The sequence below is a fragment of the Bradyrhizobium sp. SMVTL-02 genome, assembly GCF_051853005.1.
In the GTDB taxonomy this organism is placed as follows: Bacteria; Pseudomonadota; Alphaproteobacteria; order Rhizobiales; family Xanthobacteraceae; genus Bradyrhizobium.
This window is the reverse complement of record NZ_CP182469.1, coordinates 3,998,955-4,014,137: the sequence shown is the minus strand read 5'-3', so window position 1 is coordinate 4,014,137 and position 15,183 is coordinate 3,998,955. Positions and strand designations below refer to the sequence as shown.

General features: G+C 63.7%; 15 protein-coding genes. 7 read left to right on the top strand and 8 right to left on the bottom strand.

Annotation, left to right across the window (positions count from 1 at the left end; all coding sequences use genetic code 11):
- Nucleotides 1-27: 27 nt before the first annotated feature.
- Complete coding sequence (locus tag ACNJYB_RS18810; protein WP_439375286.1) at nt 28-1,248, bottom strand: LL-diaminopimelate aminotransferase; 1,221 nt, start codon at nt 1,246-1,248, stop codon at nt 28-30.
- Nucleotides 1,249-1,462: 214 nt separating this feature from the next.
- Nucleotides 1,463-1,738: a hypothetical protein gene (locus ACNJYB_RS18805; protein ID WP_439375285.1), complete on the bottom strand. Its 276-nt coding sequence runs from the start codon at nt 1,736-1,738 to the stop codon at nt 1,463-1,465.
- A 253-nt stretch (nt 1,739-1,991) separates the two neighbouring features.
- On the opposite strand from ACNJYB_RS18805, the gene ACNJYB_RS18800 reads away from it, so the two are divergent.
- Both ACNJYB_RS18800 and ACNJYB_RS18795 read left to right on the top strand, forming a co-directional pair.
- Nucleotides 1,992-3,815: a PHA/PHB synthase family protein gene (locus tag ACNJYB_RS18800; protein ID WP_439375284.1), complete on the top strand. Its 1,824-nt coding sequence runs from the start codon at nt 1,992-1,994 to the stop codon at nt 3,813-3,815.
- A gap of 64 nt (nt 3,816-3,879) precedes the next feature.
- Nucleotides 3,880-4,278, top strand: a complete 399-nt coding sequence (locus ACNJYB_RS18795) for an MAPEG family protein (RefSeq protein ID WP_439375283.1) — start codon at nt 3,880-3,882, stop codon at nt 4,276-4,278.
- 115 nt (nt 4,279-4,393) lie between these two features.
- Here the strand turns inward: ACNJYB_RS18795 and argC are convergent, their stop codons facing one another.
- From argC to ACNJYB_RS18780, 3 genes are all read right to left on the bottom strand, one after another.
- Entirely contained in the window at nt 4,394-5,377 is a 984-nt protein-coding gene (gene argC / locus ACNJYB_RS18790) for an N-acetyl-gamma-glutamyl-phosphate reductase (RefSeq protein WP_439375282.1), read from the bottom strand.
- On the bottom strand, nt 5,374-6,039 hold the full coding sequence (locus tag ACNJYB_RS18785; RefSeq protein WP_439375281.1) for an FMN-binding negative transcriptional regulator: 666 nt from the start codon (nt 6,037-6,039) through the stop codon (nt 5,374-5,376). The genes argC and ACNJYB_RS18785 overlap by 4 nt, the downstream gene beginning before the upstream one ends.
- Before the next feature lie 224 nt (nt 6,040-6,263).
- Nucleotides 6,264-6,794, bottom strand: coding sequence for a DedA family protein (locus ACNJYB_RS18780; protein WP_439375280.1), 531 nt, complete (start codon nt 6,792-6,794; stop codon nt 6,264-6,266).
- 272 nt (nt 6,795-7,066) lie between these two features.
- Between ACNJYB_RS18780 and parE the strand changes: the two genes are divergently transcribed.
- The 4 genes from parE (at nt 7,067) to ACNJYB_RS18760 (ending at nt 11,486) form a co-directional block, all read left to right on the top strand.
- Nucleotides 7,067-9,112 carry a DNA topoisomerase IV subunit B gene (parE, locus tag ACNJYB_RS18775; RefSeq protein ID WP_439375279.1) on the top strand — a complete coding sequence of 682 codons (2,046 nt, stop codon included), beginning with the start codon at nt 7,067-7,069 and terminating at the stop codon, nt 9,110-9,112.
- 402 nt (nt 9,113-9,514) lie between these two features.
- Nucleotides 9,515-10,297, top strand: a complete 783-nt coding sequence (locus ACNJYB_RS18770; RefSeq protein ID WP_439375278.1) for an outer membrane protein — start codon at nt 9,515-9,517, stop codon at nt 10,295-10,297.
- Between the two features lie 212 nt (nt 10,298-10,509).
- Nucleotides 10,510-10,695, top strand: a complete 186-nt coding sequence (locus ACNJYB_RS18765; protein ID WP_439375277.1) for a hypothetical protein — start codon at nt 10,510-10,512, stop codon at nt 10,693-10,695.
- Nucleotides 10,696-10,715: 20 nt separating this feature from the next.
- Nucleotides 10,716-11,486 carry an SDR family NAD(P)-dependent oxidoreductase gene (locus ACNJYB_RS18760; protein ID WP_439375276.1) on the top strand — a complete coding sequence of 257 codons (771 nt, stop codon included), beginning with the start codon at nt 10,716-10,718 and terminating at the stop codon, nt 11,484-11,486.
- Nucleotides 11,487-11,587: 101 nt separating this feature from the next.
- Here ACNJYB_RS18760 and ACNJYB_RS18755 read toward each other — a convergent pair whose 3' ends face one another.
- Nucleotides 11,588-12,355: an outer membrane protein gene (locus ACNJYB_RS18755; RefSeq protein WP_439375275.1), complete on the bottom strand. Its 768-nt coding sequence runs from the start codon at nt 12,353-12,355 to the stop codon at nt 11,588-11,590.
- Nucleotides 12,356-12,534: 179 nt separating this feature from the next.
- Complete coding sequence (locus tag ACNJYB_RS18750; RefSeq protein WP_439375274.1) at nt 12,535-13,770, bottom strand: FAD-dependent oxidoreductase; 1,236 nt, start codon at nt 13,768-13,770, stop codon at nt 12,535-12,537.
- Nucleotides 13,771-13,940: 170 nt separating this feature from the next.
- Between ACNJYB_RS18750 and ACNJYB_RS18745 the strand changes: the two genes are divergently transcribed.
- Nucleotides 13,941-14,165 (top strand): hypothetical protein, encoded by a 225-nt coding sequence (locus ACNJYB_RS18745; protein ID WP_439375273.1) that lies wholly within the window; start codon nt 13,941-13,943, stop codon nt 14,163-14,165.
- A gap of 68 nt (nt 14,166-14,233) precedes the next feature.
- Here the strand turns inward: ACNJYB_RS18745 and ACNJYB_RS18740 are convergent, their stop codons facing one another.
- Nucleotides 14,234-15,148, bottom strand: coding sequence for a LysR family transcriptional regulator (locus ACNJYB_RS18740; RefSeq protein ID WP_439375272.1), 915 nt, complete (start codon nt 15,146-15,148; stop codon nt 14,234-14,236).
- Nucleotides 15,149-15,183 lie beyond the last annotated feature (35 nt).

The window sequence follows — 15,183 nt, the reverse complement described above, 5'->3', positions numbered from 1 at the left end:
TGGCTTCAGAAAACCTGTCGAAGAGAATTAGCGCCGGTTGGCGAGCGGAACGACGTTGTGCAACGTTTCGAGGCCGCTTTCAAGGAACCGGCGCACGCCGCGCGCTGCCTGCCTGATCCGTTGCTCGTTTTCCACCATGGCGATGCGGACATATCCTTCACCATGCTCGCCGAAGCCGACACCGGGCGACACCGCGACGCCGCATTTCTCGACCATCAGGGTCGCGAACTGCATGCTGCCGATGCTGCGGAAGGCTTCCGGCAGCGGCACCCAGGCAAACATCGAGGCCTCCGGCGGCGGAATCTCCCAGCCGGCGCGGCCGAATGATTCCACCAGCGCGTCGCGGCGCTTGCGATAGGTATCGCGCATCTCCTTGATGCAATCGTCCGGGCCGTTCAGCGCGGCGGTCGCGGCGACCTGCACCGGCGTGAAGGCGCCGTAGTCGAGATAGGATTTGACGCGGGCGAGCGCTGCGATCACGCGCTCATTGCCGACCGCAAAGCCCATGCGCCAGCCGGCCATCGAGTAGGTCTTCGACATCGAGGTGAACTCGACCGTGACGTCCATCGCGCCCGGCACCTGCAGCACCGAGGGCGGCGGGTTGTTCTCGTCGAAATAGACCTCGGCGTAAGCGAGGTCGGACAGGATCAGGATCTCGTGCTTCTTCGCGAAGGCGACGAGGTCCTTGTAGAAGTCGAGGCTCGCGACATAGGCGGTCGGGTTGGAGGGATAGCAGACCACCAGCGCCAGCGGCTTCGGGATCGAGTGCACGATCGCCCGCTCGGCCGCCTCGAAGAATTGCGGCGTCGGCTCCGAGGGCACCGAGCGGATCACGCCGCCCGCCATCAAAAAGCCGAAGGCGTGAATCGGATAGCTCGGGTTCGGGCAGAGGATGACGTCGCCGGGCGCGGTGATCGCCTGTGCCACGTTGGCAAAGCCCTCCTTGGAGCCGAGCGTCGCCACCACCTGGGTGTCGGGATTGAGCTTCACGTCGAAGCGGCGGGCGTAATAGGCGGCCTGGGCCCTGCGCAGGCCGGGGATGCCGCGGGACGCCGAATAGCGGTCGGTGCGCGGCTTGCCGAGCGTCTCCTTGAGCTTCTCCAGCACATGCGGCGGCGCCGGCAGGTCCGGATTGCCCATGCCGAGGTCGATGATGTCGGCGCCGGCATTCCGCGCGGCCGCCTTGGCCCGGTTGACCTGCTCAAACACGTAAGGCGGAAGGCGGCGGATGCGGTAAAATTCTTCCATGGCTCTCTGGGCTCCGGGCAACCGGTCAGGACAGAATCGACTGGCCACGAGCGCCGATCGCAAAGGCGCTCGGCCCGGCCGTTAAATAGCTCAAAATCAGATACTTAGAGCAATTTTCGACGGCGGAGGCTGAAGTCGTTCGCCCTGACTCTCGGCTGAACTCAGGTCTTTTAGCACGGCAAGGCGGGGGCGCCAGCGATTACCTTGCACTGCCTCATTTGGCGTCTTTGGCGGCAGCGGCCTGGCGGTCGCGCGCCGCGGCAAGCTCGGCCTCGATCTTGACGCGCTGGTCCGGCGGGATGATCGCCTGATCGCGATCAGGCGGCAGGTCGTGCACCGGCAAATAGGTGCCGGGCTCCTTTGGATGGGCCTGCGCATCCGCAGGTATGAGATCCGCGAGCTGACTCGAGCAGCCGCCCAGCGCGAGCGCCATCATCAGCAGCGCGCCGTGGATCGGCAGCGTCTTTTGCAGGTCCCTTAACGCCAACACTTGGGAATCCCCTACTCGTGCCAAAGCACGGCCCCGGGGCAAGGCTACCCGACACCGCGCCCAAGCTCAAACCATTGCTGCCCAAATGGTCCGAGCGAGAAAACAGCCCGGCGCTACCAAGCCGAGCGGTGCGGCCTGATTATGACGGAACCAAGAAAACTTGTCGCAGTGCAGCACATCTTCGCGCGGGTTTCACGCCAAACCTGCGAGCTTCGCGGTGACGAATACGGAATGAATCGTTACTGTTCTGCCCATGAGTACCGCCACCACCGACAAGCCCGGCTCCGGGACAACCAAGTCCGAGACGAAGTTCGATGCGGAAGCCTTCGCGATGAATGTCGCGCGGGCGATGGAAAGCGGCGGCAAGGCGCTGGCCGCCTACCTCAAGCCGCGCGAGAGCGGCGAGGTGCAGGACCGCCCGCCGCCCGAGCTCACCGAGATGGTCAAGACCTTCACCGCGGTCGCCGAATACTGGCTGTCGGACTCCTCGCGCTCGTCCGATCTCCAGACCAAGCTCGCCAAGGACTATCTCGACCTCTGGGGCTCGGCGGCGCGCCGCATGGCCGGCCAGGACGTCGAGCCGGCCATCGCGCCCTCGCCGCGCGACAAGCGCTTCGCCGATCCGGAATGGAAGTCGAACCAGTTTTTCGATTTCGTGATGCAGCTCTACCTGCTCACGACGAAATGGGCGCAGGAGCTGGTGCGCGACGCCGATGGCCTCGATGCGCCCACCCGCCGCAAGGCCGAGTTCTACGTCCAGCAGGTCATCAACGCGATCTCGCCCTCTAATTTCGTGCTGACCAATCCGGAAGTGCTGCGCGAGACGATGGCGAGCAGCGGCGAGAACCTCGCGCGCGGCCTGAAGATGCTGGCCGAGGACATCGCGGCCGGCAAGGGCATGCTGAAGATCCGCCAGTCCAACCCGGACAACCTGGTCGTCGGCGTCAACATGGCGACGACGCCGGGCAAGGTGATCTACCAGAACGAGATGATGCAGCTGATCCAGTATTCGCCGACCACGGAGAAGGTGCTGCGCACCCCGCTCCTGATCGTGCCGCCCTGGATCAACAAGTTCTACATCCTCGATCTCAAGCCGGAGAAATCCTACATCAAGTGGTGCGTCGACCAGGGCATCACCGTATTCGTGATCTCATGGGTCAATCCCGACAAGCGGCTCGGCAACAAGGGCTGGGAAGACTACATGAAGGAAGGTCCGCTCACGGCGATGGACGTGATCGAGAAGGTGACCGGCGAAATGAAGGTGCATACCGCCGGCTATTGCGTCGGCGGCACCATGCTCGCGACCACGCTGGCCTGGCTTGCCGAGAAGCGCCGCCAGCGCGTTGCTTCCGCGACGTTCTTCGCGGCGCAGGTGGACTTCACCCATGCGGGTGATCTCCTCGTGTTCGTCGACGAGGAGCAGATCGCCGCGCTCGAGCAGGACATGAAGGCGGCCGGCGTGCTCGAAGGCTCGAAGATGGCGATGGCTTTCAACATGCTGCGCTCCAACGACCTGATCTGGTCCTATGTCGTCAGCAACTACCTGAAGGGCCAGCAGCCGAGCGCGTTCGACCTGTTGCACTGGAATTCCGATGCGACGCGGATGACGCAGGCGAACCATTCCTACTACCTGCGCAACTGCTATCTGGAGAACCGGCTCTCGACGGGCACGATGGTGCTCGACAACACGCTGCTCGATCTCTCCAAGGTCAAGGTGCCCGTCTACAACCTCGCCACCCGCGAGGACCATATCGCCCCGGCCGAGTCGGTGCTGTACGGCTCGCAGTTCTTCGGCGGCCCGGTGAAATACGTCCTGTCCGGCTCGGGCCACATCGCGGGCGTCGTCAATCCGCCTGCCTCGAACAAGTACCAGTACTGGACCAACGACAACATCAAGGATGTCACGGTCGCGGACTGGATGAAGGGCGCGGTCGAGCACAAGGGCTCGTGGTGGCCGGACTGGCGCGAATGGCTGGGCAACCTCGATCCCGAGGAAGTCCCGGCGCGCAGCGTCGGCAGCGAGGCGATGCCCCCGATCGAGGACGCGCCCGGCAGCTATGTCAGGGTTCGCGCATAGCGGACTCTGCCGCGCTCTTGTATAGACAAGCTCTCAACACCGCGACGACAGAGGGGACCGGACTATGACGCGCGAATTGTTCTGGCTGACACTGACGGTGATCCTGACCGGGATACTCTGGATTCCCTACATCATCAACCGGTGCCAGGTGCGCGGGCTCAGTGGCGCGATGGCCAACCCCTCGCGTGGCGACAAGCCTCAGGCCGAATGGGCCAACCGCCTGATGTTCGCACATGACAATGCGGTCGAGAACCTCGTGATCTTCGCGCCGCTGGTGCTGATCCTGAACGCGATCGACTATTCCTCGTCATGGACCGTGCTCGCCTGCGCGGTGTATTTCTGGGCCCGCGTCGCCCACCTGATCGTGTACGCGCTCGGCCTGCCCGTGTTCCGCACCCTCGCCTTCACCATCGGCTTCCTCGCGCAGGCCGTGCTGGCGCTGGCGATCTTCAGGGTGGTTTGAAGCACTTTCGACGTCATTGCGAGGAGCCCTTGCGCCGAAGCAATCCAGACTGTTTCCGCGGCGACGGTCTGGATTGCTTCGCTTCGCTCGCAATGACGGAGGAGAGAGGCCTTCCCTACTCCTCCGGCAGGCCCAGCATCAGCCGCATGTTCTGCACGGCCGCGCCCGAGGCGCCCTTGCCGAGATTGTCCAGGCGCGCGACCAGGACCGCCTGGTGATATTTGTCGCTGGCGAAGACGTAGAGCTCGAGCATGTTGGTCTCGTTGAGCGCCTCCGGCTCCAGCCGGCCGCCCTTGGTCGCCTCGTTCTGCAGCGGCATCACCCTGACGTATTTCGAACCGGCATAGCGCTTGGCCAGCGCGGCCTGAAGATCGGCACCGCCGGGCTTGCCCGGCAGCGTGTCGAGCTGGAGCGGCACCGAGACCAGCATGCCCTGCCGGTAGTTGCCGACCGAGGGAATGAAGATCGGCCGCCGCGTCAGGTTCGAATAGAGCTGCATCTCCGGCAGATGCTTGTGCTCGAAGCCGAGACCGTAGAGCTCGAAGGACGGCGCGCTGCCGTCTTCAAAACTCGCGATCATCGACTTGCCGCCGCCGGAATAGCCGCTCACCGCGTTGATGGTGACGGGATAATCAGGAGGCAGCAGGCCGGCATCGACGATCGGCCGCAGCAGCGCGATGCCGCCGGTCGGATAGCAGCCGGGATTGGAGACCTTTTTCGCCGCCTTGATCTTGCCGGCCTGGTCCGCCGTCAGCTCCGGAAAGCCATAGGCCCAGTCGGGCGCGACCCGGTAGGCGGTCGAGGCGTCCAGCACCTTCGGTCCCGCCGCGCCCATGCTGTCGACCAGCGCGACCGTCTCCCTGGCGGCATCATCGGGCAGGCAGAGGATGACGAGATCCACCTCCTCCATCAGCGCCTTCTTGGCGGCGGGATCCTTGCGCTTGTCGTCGGCGATGACCTTCACCGCAACGTCGCTCTGGAGCTTCAACCGCTCGTTGATGCCGAGCCCGGTGGTGCCGGAGCCGCCGTCAACGAAGACGGTGGCGGGCTTCTTCGCCCCGCCGGTGGTCGGGGTTTTCGTGGTTTCAGCGAGGCTCATGGCGCGGTCCTTTCGAGCGTGTTCGTATCGTCTGCAAAGAGCTGCGGCCGGGTCTGCCGCATCAGCTGAGAAATCTGCTTCGCGTCGGCATCGCCATCGCCGAGCGCATTCGCGACCGCGGCGAAATCGGCGTCGGACTTGTGCTGGTTGAGCTTGAAGCTGCCTTCCACCTCCTCAACCGTCATGACCAGCCCCACGATACCCTTCTTCAACGCCTCGAGCCGCCCGGCGGTCATCTTGCCCGATGTCCAGGGCTTCTTCGGCAGCAGCCAGTTCTCGAACTTGTCGCTGAGCGTGTCGACCTGCACCGAGAGCTCCGCGTCCGACAACAGCCGCACCGGCCCGCTCAGATGCACCGACTGGTAGAGCCAGGTCGGAACCTGATCCGGCGAGACGTACCAGTCCGGCGATACATAGGCATCCGGACCGTTGACCGCGAGCAGCCAACAGGCTGCGCCGTCGGCAAGCTGTAGCAGCGGATTGTGACGGGCAAGATGAAAGGCGGCCTGCGGCGTGCCGTCTGCGGCATAGGTCAGATAGAACGGCACTGGCGAGGCGATCGGCTTGTTGCCGTCGAAGGCGCACATGGTGCCGAAGCCGCGCTCTTCCGCAAATCTCAGACTCGCGGCGCGGTCCTGCTTGAAAAAGGGTGGCGTGTACATCGTGGTCTCCTGCTGGGCCTCCTTGTGGGAGCCGCCGGATCAGATCGCGCTGACAGGAGAGAGGATGCCGCGGATCGGGTCCAGCGGCAAAGACGATGATCTCAAACGCGATCGACCGCCCAAACCGCAAAGCTGCGGCGGCGGCGGGCGAACAGAATGGTCGCGGCGTTGATCATGGCGGGCGGCTATAAGGCCAGTCGCGGTTCCCGTCAAGGTTCACACGTTCAGATCAACCGCCAGATCCATTCCATGATCTTGGCGATCACGTCGCCGAACAACAGCAGTGCGGCCGACCAGATCAGGGCCGAGACGAAATTGGCGGCCTGGAAGCTCCAATAGGGCATCTCGAAAATGCCGGCCGCGAGCGGCACCGAGGCGCGCAAGGGGCCGAAGAAGCGGCCGATGAAGATGCTGGGTATCCCCCAGCTCCGCACGAAGGCCTCGCCCCTCGGCAACAGCTCCGGATAGCGCGAGAGCGGCCACATCTGGGCGACGTGCTCCTTGTAGCGGTAGCCGAACCAGTAGGAGACCCAGTCGCCGAGCGCCGCCCCGAGCCCGCCGGCAATCCAGACCGGATAGAAGCTGATGCCGCTCACCCCGATCAGCGCGCCGATCGCCACCAGCGCGCCCCAGGCCGGGACCAAGAGCGAGATGAAGGCGAGCGACTCCCCGAAAGCCAGCAGGAACACGATTGGAGCCGCCCAGGCCTGGTGAGCGCGCACGAAGTCGGCCAGGGCGTGCGCATACTGCTCCATTCCGAAAATAGCCTTCCCGCCCGCCTCAAGGTGCTGCTCGATGAAAACGACTGGTAAGCCAAGCCCTTGTGTGACATCAAGTCACAAAAGCCGATCCAAACCAGCCCGGGACGTCAAATTGCCGGGAACTAATGGCAAGTTGGCGTAAAATCGCCGGCATTAGCTCCCAACCACGGCGCCTGGTCGGCCCGCGGTAACCTTTCCAAGCCAGAAGTGGCATAGTCCGCTTAACCGATTCGCCGCCAGCGCGGCCCCTAAGCACATCAAGATCTATGTCCAAGCAGTTGAAGCCAAGAGCAAAAGACGACTTTTTCGGCGGCGATGAGCCGAAGCCCCGCACCGCCGCCAAGGCGGCGCCGCGCGCAAGCGGCGGAGAAGCCGACTACACTGCGGCCGACATCGAGGTGCTCGAAGGCCTCGAACCGGTGCGGCGCCGGCCCGGCATGTATATCGGCGGAACCGACGAGAAGGCGCTGCATCACCTGTTCGCCGAAGTCATCGACAACTCGATGGACGAGGCGCTGGCGGGACACGCTACGTTCATCGGAGTCGAGCTCAGCGCAGACGGGTTCCTGACCGTCACCGACAACGGCCGCGGCATCCCGATCGATCCGCACCCGAAATTTCCGAAGAAGTCGGCGCTCGAAGTCATCATGTGCACGCTGCATTCGGGCGGCAAGTTCGACAGCAAGGTCTACGAGACCTCGGGCGGTCTGCACGGCGTCGGCATCTCCGTCGTCAATGCCCTCTCCTCGCGCCTTGAAGTCGAGGTCGCGCGCAGCCAGAAGCTCTATCGCATGAGCTTTGAGCGCGGCCACCCCAAGGGCAAGCTCGAGGACCTCGGCAAGGTCAACAACCGCCGCGGCACGCGCGTGCGCTTCAAGCCCGATACCGACATCTTCGGCGCCAAGGCCGCGTTCAAGCCGCAGCGCCTGTTCAAGATGACGCGCTCGAAAGCCTATCTGTTCGGCGGCGTCGAGATCCGCTGGAATTGCGCGCCCGAGCTGCTCAAGGGCGTCGAGGACGTGCCGGAGGAGGCAACGTTCCACTTCCCCGGCGGCCTCAAGGATTATCTCGCCGCAGCGATCCACGCCGACACGCTGGTGCACCCGGACATCTTCTCGGGCAAGTCGGGCCGCAACGGCGCGCATGGCGCCTGCGAATGGGCCGTGGCCTGGACCGCGGATGCCGACGGATTCCTGTCCTCCTACACCAACACCGTGCCGACGCCGGACGGTGGTACGCACGAATCCGGCTTGCGCAGCGCCCTTTTGCGCGGCCTGAAGGATCACGCCGAGCGCGTCGGCCAGGGCAAGCGCGCTGCCTCCGTGACCTCCGAAGACGTGATGGTGGGCGCGGCCGTGATGCTCTCGGTGTTCGTGCGCGAGCCTGAATTCCAGGGCCAGACCAAGGATCGCCTCGCCACCGCCGAAGCACAGCGCATCGTCGAGCAGGCGATGAAGGATCCGTTCGACCACTGGCTGTCGGGCAATCCGAACATGGCCAACCGCCTGCTCGACTTCGTGATCGACCGCGCCGAGGAGCGCTTGCGCCGCCGCCAGGAGAAAGAAACGGCGCGCAAGACCGCCGGCAAGAAGCTGCGCCTGCCCGGCAAGCTCGCCGACTGCACCGATGCCGGCACCGAAGGCTCCGAGCTCTTCATCGTCGAGGGCGATTCGGCGGGCGGCAGCGCCAAGCAGGCGCGCGACCGCAAGACCCAGGCGGTGCTGCCGCTGCGCGGCAAGATCCTCAACGTCGCCTCCGCCGGAAAGGACAAGCTGACCGCGAATGCGCAGCTCTCCGACCTCGTGCAGGCGATCGGCTGCGGACAGCTCGCCCATTACCGCGAAGAGGATCTGCGCTATCAGCGCATCATCATCATGACCGACGCCGACGTCGACGGCGCCCACATCGCTTCGCTGCTGATCACCTTCTTCTACCGGCAGATGCCGCGGCTGATCGACGAGGGCCACCTCTTCCTCGCCGTGCCGCCGCTCTACAAGCTGACCCACGGCTCCAAGTCGGTCTACGCCCGCGACGACGCGCACAAGGAGGCGCTGCTCAAGAGCGCGTTCAACGCCAACGCCAAGGTCGAGGTGAACCGGTTCAAAGGTCTCGGCGAGATGATGCCGGCGCAGCTCAAGGAAACCACCATGGATCCGAGCAAGCGGACGCTGCTCAAGGTGGTGCTGCTCGCCGACGACCGCGACACGACGGCGGATTCGGTGGAACGGCTGATGGGCACCAAGGCCGAAGCGCGCTTTGCCTTCATCTCGGACAAGGCCGAATTCGCCAGCGAGGAACTGCTCGACGTCTGACGTCACGCGCTACTGTCAAAAAGCCCCCGGCTCCCTCAGGCCCGGGGGCTTTTTCATGTGGGACGAGGATACCGCCGTCCCAAAGTCCTGCAGAGGCGCGACTCGGCCAGCGACTCAGCGGCGCCGATGGATGAGACAGGGGTGCCTCCATTCAGACAAAGCCGAATCCGCTACCGAAAACTCACCCGATCTCGAAATTCAAACATCCACACAACCAGCTGATATCACTGATATTTTGTCGAAATCGACCCCGCCACCTCAAAGCCTCAGCGGTGCGCGTTTTCCGGCGACTGTGCCTGCCCTGCAACAGCATTTCGGCAGGATAACATCTATAGTCCGGGCATCAGATCACAGGACTTCAGTGCGCTCGCGCCTGCTAAAGACGAACTTGGGGATTTAATCATGAAGAAGACTTTGCTGGCGCTGACCGCAGTCGCGGCGATGACCGGTTCGGCCTCGGCGGCTGACCTCGCTGACCGTCCTTACGCGAAGGCCCCGGTTGCGGCGCCCGTCGCCAACTGGACCGGCTTCTACATCTTCGGCGGCGGCGGCGGCGGCCTGTCCAATGCTGACCAGCACGTCCAGACCACGGTCGGCGCGATCCCGCTGACGATCGATCAGCGTCAGGGCGGCTCGGGCTGGTTCGGCACCGTCGGCCTCGGCTACGACTGGCAGTTCAACAGCACCTGGGTCGCCGGCGTGTTCGCCGATGGTCAGTTTGGCAGCATCCGCGCCACCATCCAGGATCCGATTGCCGGCATCACTGGCACCCAGAAGCTGGAAGACTCCTGGGCCGCCGGCGTGCGCCTCGGCTGGCTGGTTGCTCCGAACGTTCTCACCTACGTCAACGGCGGCTACTCCGGCGCTCACTTCGGCCAGACGAACTTCCTGACGCTGGCCGGCGTGCCCGCCGGTATCCACCTCAACAGCTACAACCGCAACGGCTGGTTCGTTGGTGGCGGCGTCGAGAACAGCCTGAACTTCTTCGGCATCTCTTCGCCCGGCTGGTTCATGAAGACCGAATATCGTTCGGCCTTCTACAACGCCAAGACCTCGAACGAACTGTTCGACGTCACCAACACCCTCGTTGGCCGCGACATCCGCGCCAACAGCTGGAACCAGACGATCTCGACCTCGCTGGTCTACCGCTTCAACTGGACCGGTCCGGTCGTCGCGAAGTACTGATCTGATCTCACATTCAGACGTCAAAGCCCCGGCATCGTCCGGGGCTTTTTCGTTGTGGGATCACCTTCTGCGCACATGCGTCTTCCCGGCGCTCTGCACCGGCAGCCATTGTATCCGAACCTATGCTGCGGCTAGTCTGGCTCCAAGCTTTCGTGACCGCGGCGCTCCTTGATGCCGCGGATCGCGACAGAAGCAGACCAAGGGAGGAATGCATGCGCAGATTTCTGCTCGTAGCAGGCCTGTTTGCGACCGCCGTCGGACTGCTCTGGATCGGCCAGGGTACCGGCACGGTGCCTTGGCCGCCATCGAGCTTCATGGTCAACCAGCTGCAATGGGCCGGCTACGGCGCAGCCATGGCCGGCTTGGGGCTGGTGCTGATCTGGCAGAGCAACCAGTAGAAGAAACCAGGGAATACAGCATGACATCCAACCGGTTCGATCTTCGCGGCAAGGTCGCGGTCGTCACAGGAGGCAATGGCGGCATCGGGCTTGGCCTGGCGCACGGACTTGCCGATGCCGGCGCCAATATCGCCGTGGTCGGACGCAATGAAACCAAATCAGCCGCGGCCGTTGCCGATCTCAAGCAGCGCGGCGTGAAGGCGATCGCGGTTCCCACCGACGTAACCGACAAGGCGGCGGTCGCCGCCATGATCGACCGCGTCGTCAAGGAATTCGGCCGTATCGACATTCTCATCAACAATGCCGGCATGAGCATCCGCAAGCCGCCGCACGAACTCGAGCTCGACGAGTGGAACAAGGTGATCGACACCAACCTCACCAGCGCCTTCGTGTGCTCGAAGCTGGCCTATCCGGCGCTGAAGGCCTCCGGCAACGGCAAGGTGATCAACATCGGCTCGATGATGTCGATCTTCGGCGCGAGCTTTGCGACCGCCTATGCGGCGAGCAAGGGCGGCATCGTGCAGTACACGCGCGCCTGCGCCAATGCCTGGGCACCTGACAACATCCAGGTCAACGCCATCCTGCCGGGCTGGATCGACACCGACCTCACCCGCGGCGCGCGGCAGCAGGTTGCGGGATTGCACGAGCGCGTTTTGGCACGCACGCCTGCGGGGCGCTGGGGCGACATCGATGATTTCGCGGGGATCGCGGTGTTCCTCGCCTCGTCAGCGTCGAACTTCGTCACGGGCACCGCGATCCCCGTCGATGGCGGGTTCTCGGTGATGGCCTGAGCCTCCTGCACGAAAGCTGCACGTAAAAAAGAAGCCACGGCGATGCCGGGGCTTTGAATTTGGCAGAGATCGTTTTCTTTTGCTGATTGGTCGTTCGTTGCTCAGTAGCGAGCGATGGCGGGTGCGTCGAACTTGTAGCTCGCGCGCACGACGGCCCACTGGATGTCGCGCGGCTTGGCATCGAAGGTGTAGTTACCGGAGAGGCCGCCGAGCTGATAGGTCTGGCTGCCGAAGGCCGCGTAGTTGTATTCGAGGCCGACGATCCAGTTGCGGGTGACGCCGTATTCCCAGCCGGCGCCGACGGTCCAGCCATTGGCCCAGTGAGTTTGACCGCCCGAACCCGTCGCCGGTCCGACCGTATCGGTCACCGACAAACGGTTGTTCACACCGGCATAGCCGCCCTTGATGTAGAAGAGATTGTTCTGCACGGCGAAGCCGGCCCGGCCGACCACGGTCGCGAGCACGTTGGCACGCCAGGTGAACACATCGTCCCCCGAGCCGAACGCGGTATTCACGACCGTGGCCTTGTTGTCGAGGCCGGAGATCGTGCCTTCCATGCCGAACACGTAGTTGTTGGCCTGCCAGTTGTAGCCGATCTGGGCACCGCCCATGATGCCGGAGCCACGCTGGCGATAGCCCTCGCCCGGGAGTAGATCGCCGAACGGCGCGCCTGTCCCGTTGTTGATGAACTGCTCGTTGGTCCATGCGCCACCGATGTGGCCGCCAACATAGAAACCGGTCCAGTTGAACAGCGGCTCGACATAGGCGGGCGCCTTCGTGTAGCGCGCACCGAGATCGGCGGCGGACGCAGCGCCGGTCGAAACCAGAGCGGTCGTGCAGGCGAAGGCAGCAATCAACTTGTTACGCATGGTACACCCCGTGTCCTTTGATGGGCGCACGCTCACACGCAACCCTTACTCAAATTTGAATCAAGAAAGTTAAGATGCCGGATTGACGCTCAGCGTGCCTTCAATCCATCGGCGCTGTTGCACGCAGGCAACGCGCAACGCGCGATTTAACACGACATTAGCCCTACCGATTGCAGCGCTTACGAAGCCAACGCAGCCTTCGACCGCACGTGCTCGGGCCGCACACCGAGCCCAATCAGCCGCGCCGGAACGCCCTGCAGCCACGGCAACGCGGTGATGAGCCGCACGATCAGCGGCACCTTCAGCGGCCGGTCGCCACCCTGCAAGGCGCCGCTGATGATGTTGTTCTGCACGACCACCTGCATGCGTTGCGTCATTCTCACCGGAAACTCGCGCCGGCGGCGCACGGCGTCGAGCTCATCCTCGGTCGGGCAGCCGCGCTGAAGCTTGTCCGCGAGCAGATTGGCGGCCGCCACCGCATCCTGCACGGCGAGATTGACGCCAACGCCGCCGACCGGCGACATTGCATGCGCGGCATCGCCGATGAGAAGCAGGCCTGGCTGCGTCCAGCGCTCGAGGCGATTGATCGCGACTGTGAGCAGCTTGACGTCGTCGAAGCTCTTCACGTCGGCAATGCCGGACTTGAGGATCGGCGCCATGCGCACGACGTCGTCGAGCAGCGCCTGCAATCCCCTCGCCTTCACCGCATCGTATTGCCCCTTGGCGATGACGTAGGCGCATTGCCGGTAGTCGCCGCGGTCGAAGGTGATCATCATCTTGCCGGGCTCGATGCGCGCAAAAAGGTTCTCGGTCTCGTCGGCCTTGCGGCCGGCGCGGAACCACAGCACGTCCATCGGCGCGCCGATCTCCTCGACTTCGAGGCCGGCGCGCTCGCGCAGCGTCGAATGCCGGCCGTCGCAGGCGATGGTGAGATCGGCCTCGATGTCGATGGCGCCGTCCGGCGTCTTCGCCCGCACGCCGGCGACGGTGTCGGCGCGGTGGATGAGATCGATGGCTTCGGTGCTCATCATCACCTTGAGCGAGGCGAAGCTCCGGCCTTCTTCGCGCAGGAAATTCAGGAAGTCCCATTGCGGCATGAAGGCGATGAACGGGTATTTGGTGTGCAGCCGGCTGAGATCGGCGATCCGCACCGGCGTGCCGCCGAACAGTCCGTCCATCTTCTGCAAGCGTTGATGCGGCAGCTTCAGGAACCCGTCGATCAGGCCGAGTTCATCCATGACCTGAAGCGTCGAGGGATGCACGGTGTCGCCGCGAAAGTCGCGGAAGAAATCTGCGTGCTTCTCCAGCACCACGACATCGATGCCGGCACGCCCGAGGAGATAGCCGAGCATCATGCCGGCCGGCCCGCCGCCGACGACACAACACCGGACTTTTACGAAGGAACTCGCGTTCATGGCCGCTCTCGTTTGGGACTTAAGTTTTCCATGCAGTGCAGCAAGCAAGTTTAATTTGCCGCGATTGCGAATGCCCGTTAGCGTTCCTGCAAAGACGGTTTGCCGGACATTGCAGTGCAGACGATCCTCATACTGCTCAGCGTCTGGATCCTGATCAACGTACTTTCGTCGTGATCATGATCCCGCCGCGCAAGCCGCGGAAACCCGACCCGGTCCTGACTGGCAGGCTTGCGCCGGTGCCCATCAACCAGAACTATCCGTTCGAGGAGCAGGAGAAGCTCCTGCCGCGCCACGTCATCATCTCGATCGCGATGGGCGCGTTCTTCTCGCTGACGCCTCTGTTGATCGAGGCCTTCGAGTCCATCAAGCGGTTCATCCGGAAGCGACAGACGTAGCAGACCGATACCCGCCCTCTTCGAGAGCCATCGCGGAAAAAGTCGGTGCTTGCCAGCACCACGACGATTCATTGGCTCGCCGGCTCGGCGCCGAGATTCCGAGCCACCAGGTCGAGGAACTCACTGGCCAGCGGCGAGATGCTGAGCGACCTGTGCCGAATGACGCCAACAGTACGCTTGATCTCCGGGGCAGAGATCGGAACGGTTCGGATATTGGAGCTTGGGTTTGTCGGCAGGGCCATGGCCGGCAAGATGGCGCAGCCGACGCCTGCTTCCAGCAGTCCAAGGATGCAGGAAACGTGCTCGACTTCGTAGAACCACCGCAGCTTCAGGCCGGCATTTCCGAGCAACACCTCCAGCAGGAGCCTGTTGCCACTGTCGCGCCCGCCAATGACGAGCCGGACCTTCCCCATCGCCTGTAGCTCCTGCAGCGTCACCTCCCGACGAGCGGCCAGCGCGTCGTCCTTGTGCACGGCCAGAACGAAACGATCGGCCAACAATGGTGCGAACGTTAGATCCGGATCTGTGCCCGGATCCACACCGATGCCGAACTCGGCCAATCCCGACAAGACCTGGCGAACGACGAAGTCCTGGTTGCCATCGAAGACCTGCACACCGACATTCGGATGCCGCTCGGTGAACGTCCTCAGCAAGGACGGAAATGCCTGGCACACGACGGTCGGAATGCTGGCCACCCGTATCTTGCCGAAGCGCCTCTCGGCGACCTCGCGGATCGAATCCAGCATCCCGTTGAGGTTGTTGATCTGCTGGCGAGCCATTGGAAGGAAGTGGCGTCCAGCTCCGGTGAGGACCACCGACCTCGTGGTGCGGCTGAACAGCTCGACGCCCAGCGTCTGCTCCAGCTTCTGGATCCGGCGCGACAGGCCAGGCTGGGTCAGATGGAGTTTCTCGGCAGCACGCTGAAAATTCAGCAATTCTGCCGCGACCACGAAGGCCTCGAGTTCAGCGTTCTCGACTTTCATGCGGGAGTCTCATCAGTCGCAAGCGAACCCGCATT

What these genes read in the sequence shown, in the direction of transcription:
- ACNJYB_RS18810 (WP_439375286.1), bottom strand. Translation starts at nt 1,248, where the DNA reads ATGGAAGAATTTTACCGCATCCGCCGCCTTCCGCCTTACGTGTTTGAG.
- ACNJYB_RS18800 (WP_439375284.1), top strand. Translation starts at nt 1,992, where the DNA reads ATGAGTACCGCCACCACCGACAAGCCCGGCTCCGGGACAACCAAGTCC.
- ACNJYB_RS18795 (WP_439375283.1), top strand. Translation starts at nt 3,880, where the DNA reads ATGACGCGCGAATTGTTCTGGCTGACACTGACGGTGATCCTGACCGGG.
- argC (WP_439375282.1), bottom strand. Translation starts at nt 5,377, where the DNA reads ATGAGCCTCGCTGAAACCACGAAAACCCCGACCACCGGCGGGGCGAAG.
- ACNJYB_RS18785 (WP_439375281.1), bottom strand. Translation starts at nt 6,039, where the DNA reads ATGTACACGCCACCCTTTTTCAAGCAGGACCGCGCCGCGAGTCTGAGA.
- ACNJYB_RS18780 (WP_439375280.1), bottom strand. Translation starts at nt 6,794, where the DNA reads ATGGAGCAGTATGCGCACGCCCTGGCCGACTTCGTGCGCGCTCACCAG.
- parE (WP_439375279.1), top strand. Translation starts at nt 7,067, where the DNA reads ATGTCCAAGCAGTTGAAGCCAAGAGCAAAAGACGACTTTTTCGGCGGC.
- ACNJYB_RS18770 (WP_439375278.1), top strand. Translation starts at nt 9,515, where the DNA reads ATGAAGAAGACTTTGCTGGCGCTGACCGCAGTCGCGGCGATGACCGGT.
- ACNJYB_RS18765 (WP_439375277.1), top strand. Translation starts at nt 10,510, where the DNA reads ATGCGCAGATTTCTGCTCGTAGCAGGCCTGTTTGCGACCGCCGTCGGA.
- ACNJYB_RS18760 (WP_439375276.1), top strand. Translation starts at nt 10,716, where the DNA reads ATGACATCCAACCGGTTCGATCTTCGCGGCAAGGTCGCGGTCGTCACA.
- ACNJYB_RS18755 (WP_439375275.1), bottom strand. Translation starts at nt 12,355, where the DNA reads ATGCGTAACAAGTTGATTGCTGCCTTCGCCTGCACGACCGCTCTGGTT.
- ACNJYB_RS18750 (WP_439375274.1), bottom strand. Translation starts at nt 13,770, where the DNA reads ATGAACGCGAGTTCCTTCGTAAAAGTCCGGTGTTGTGTCGTCGGCGGC.
- ACNJYB_RS18740 (WP_439375272.1), bottom strand. Translation starts at nt 15,148, where the DNA reads ATGAAAGTCGAGAACGCTGAACTCGAGGCCTTCGTGGTCGCGGCAGAA.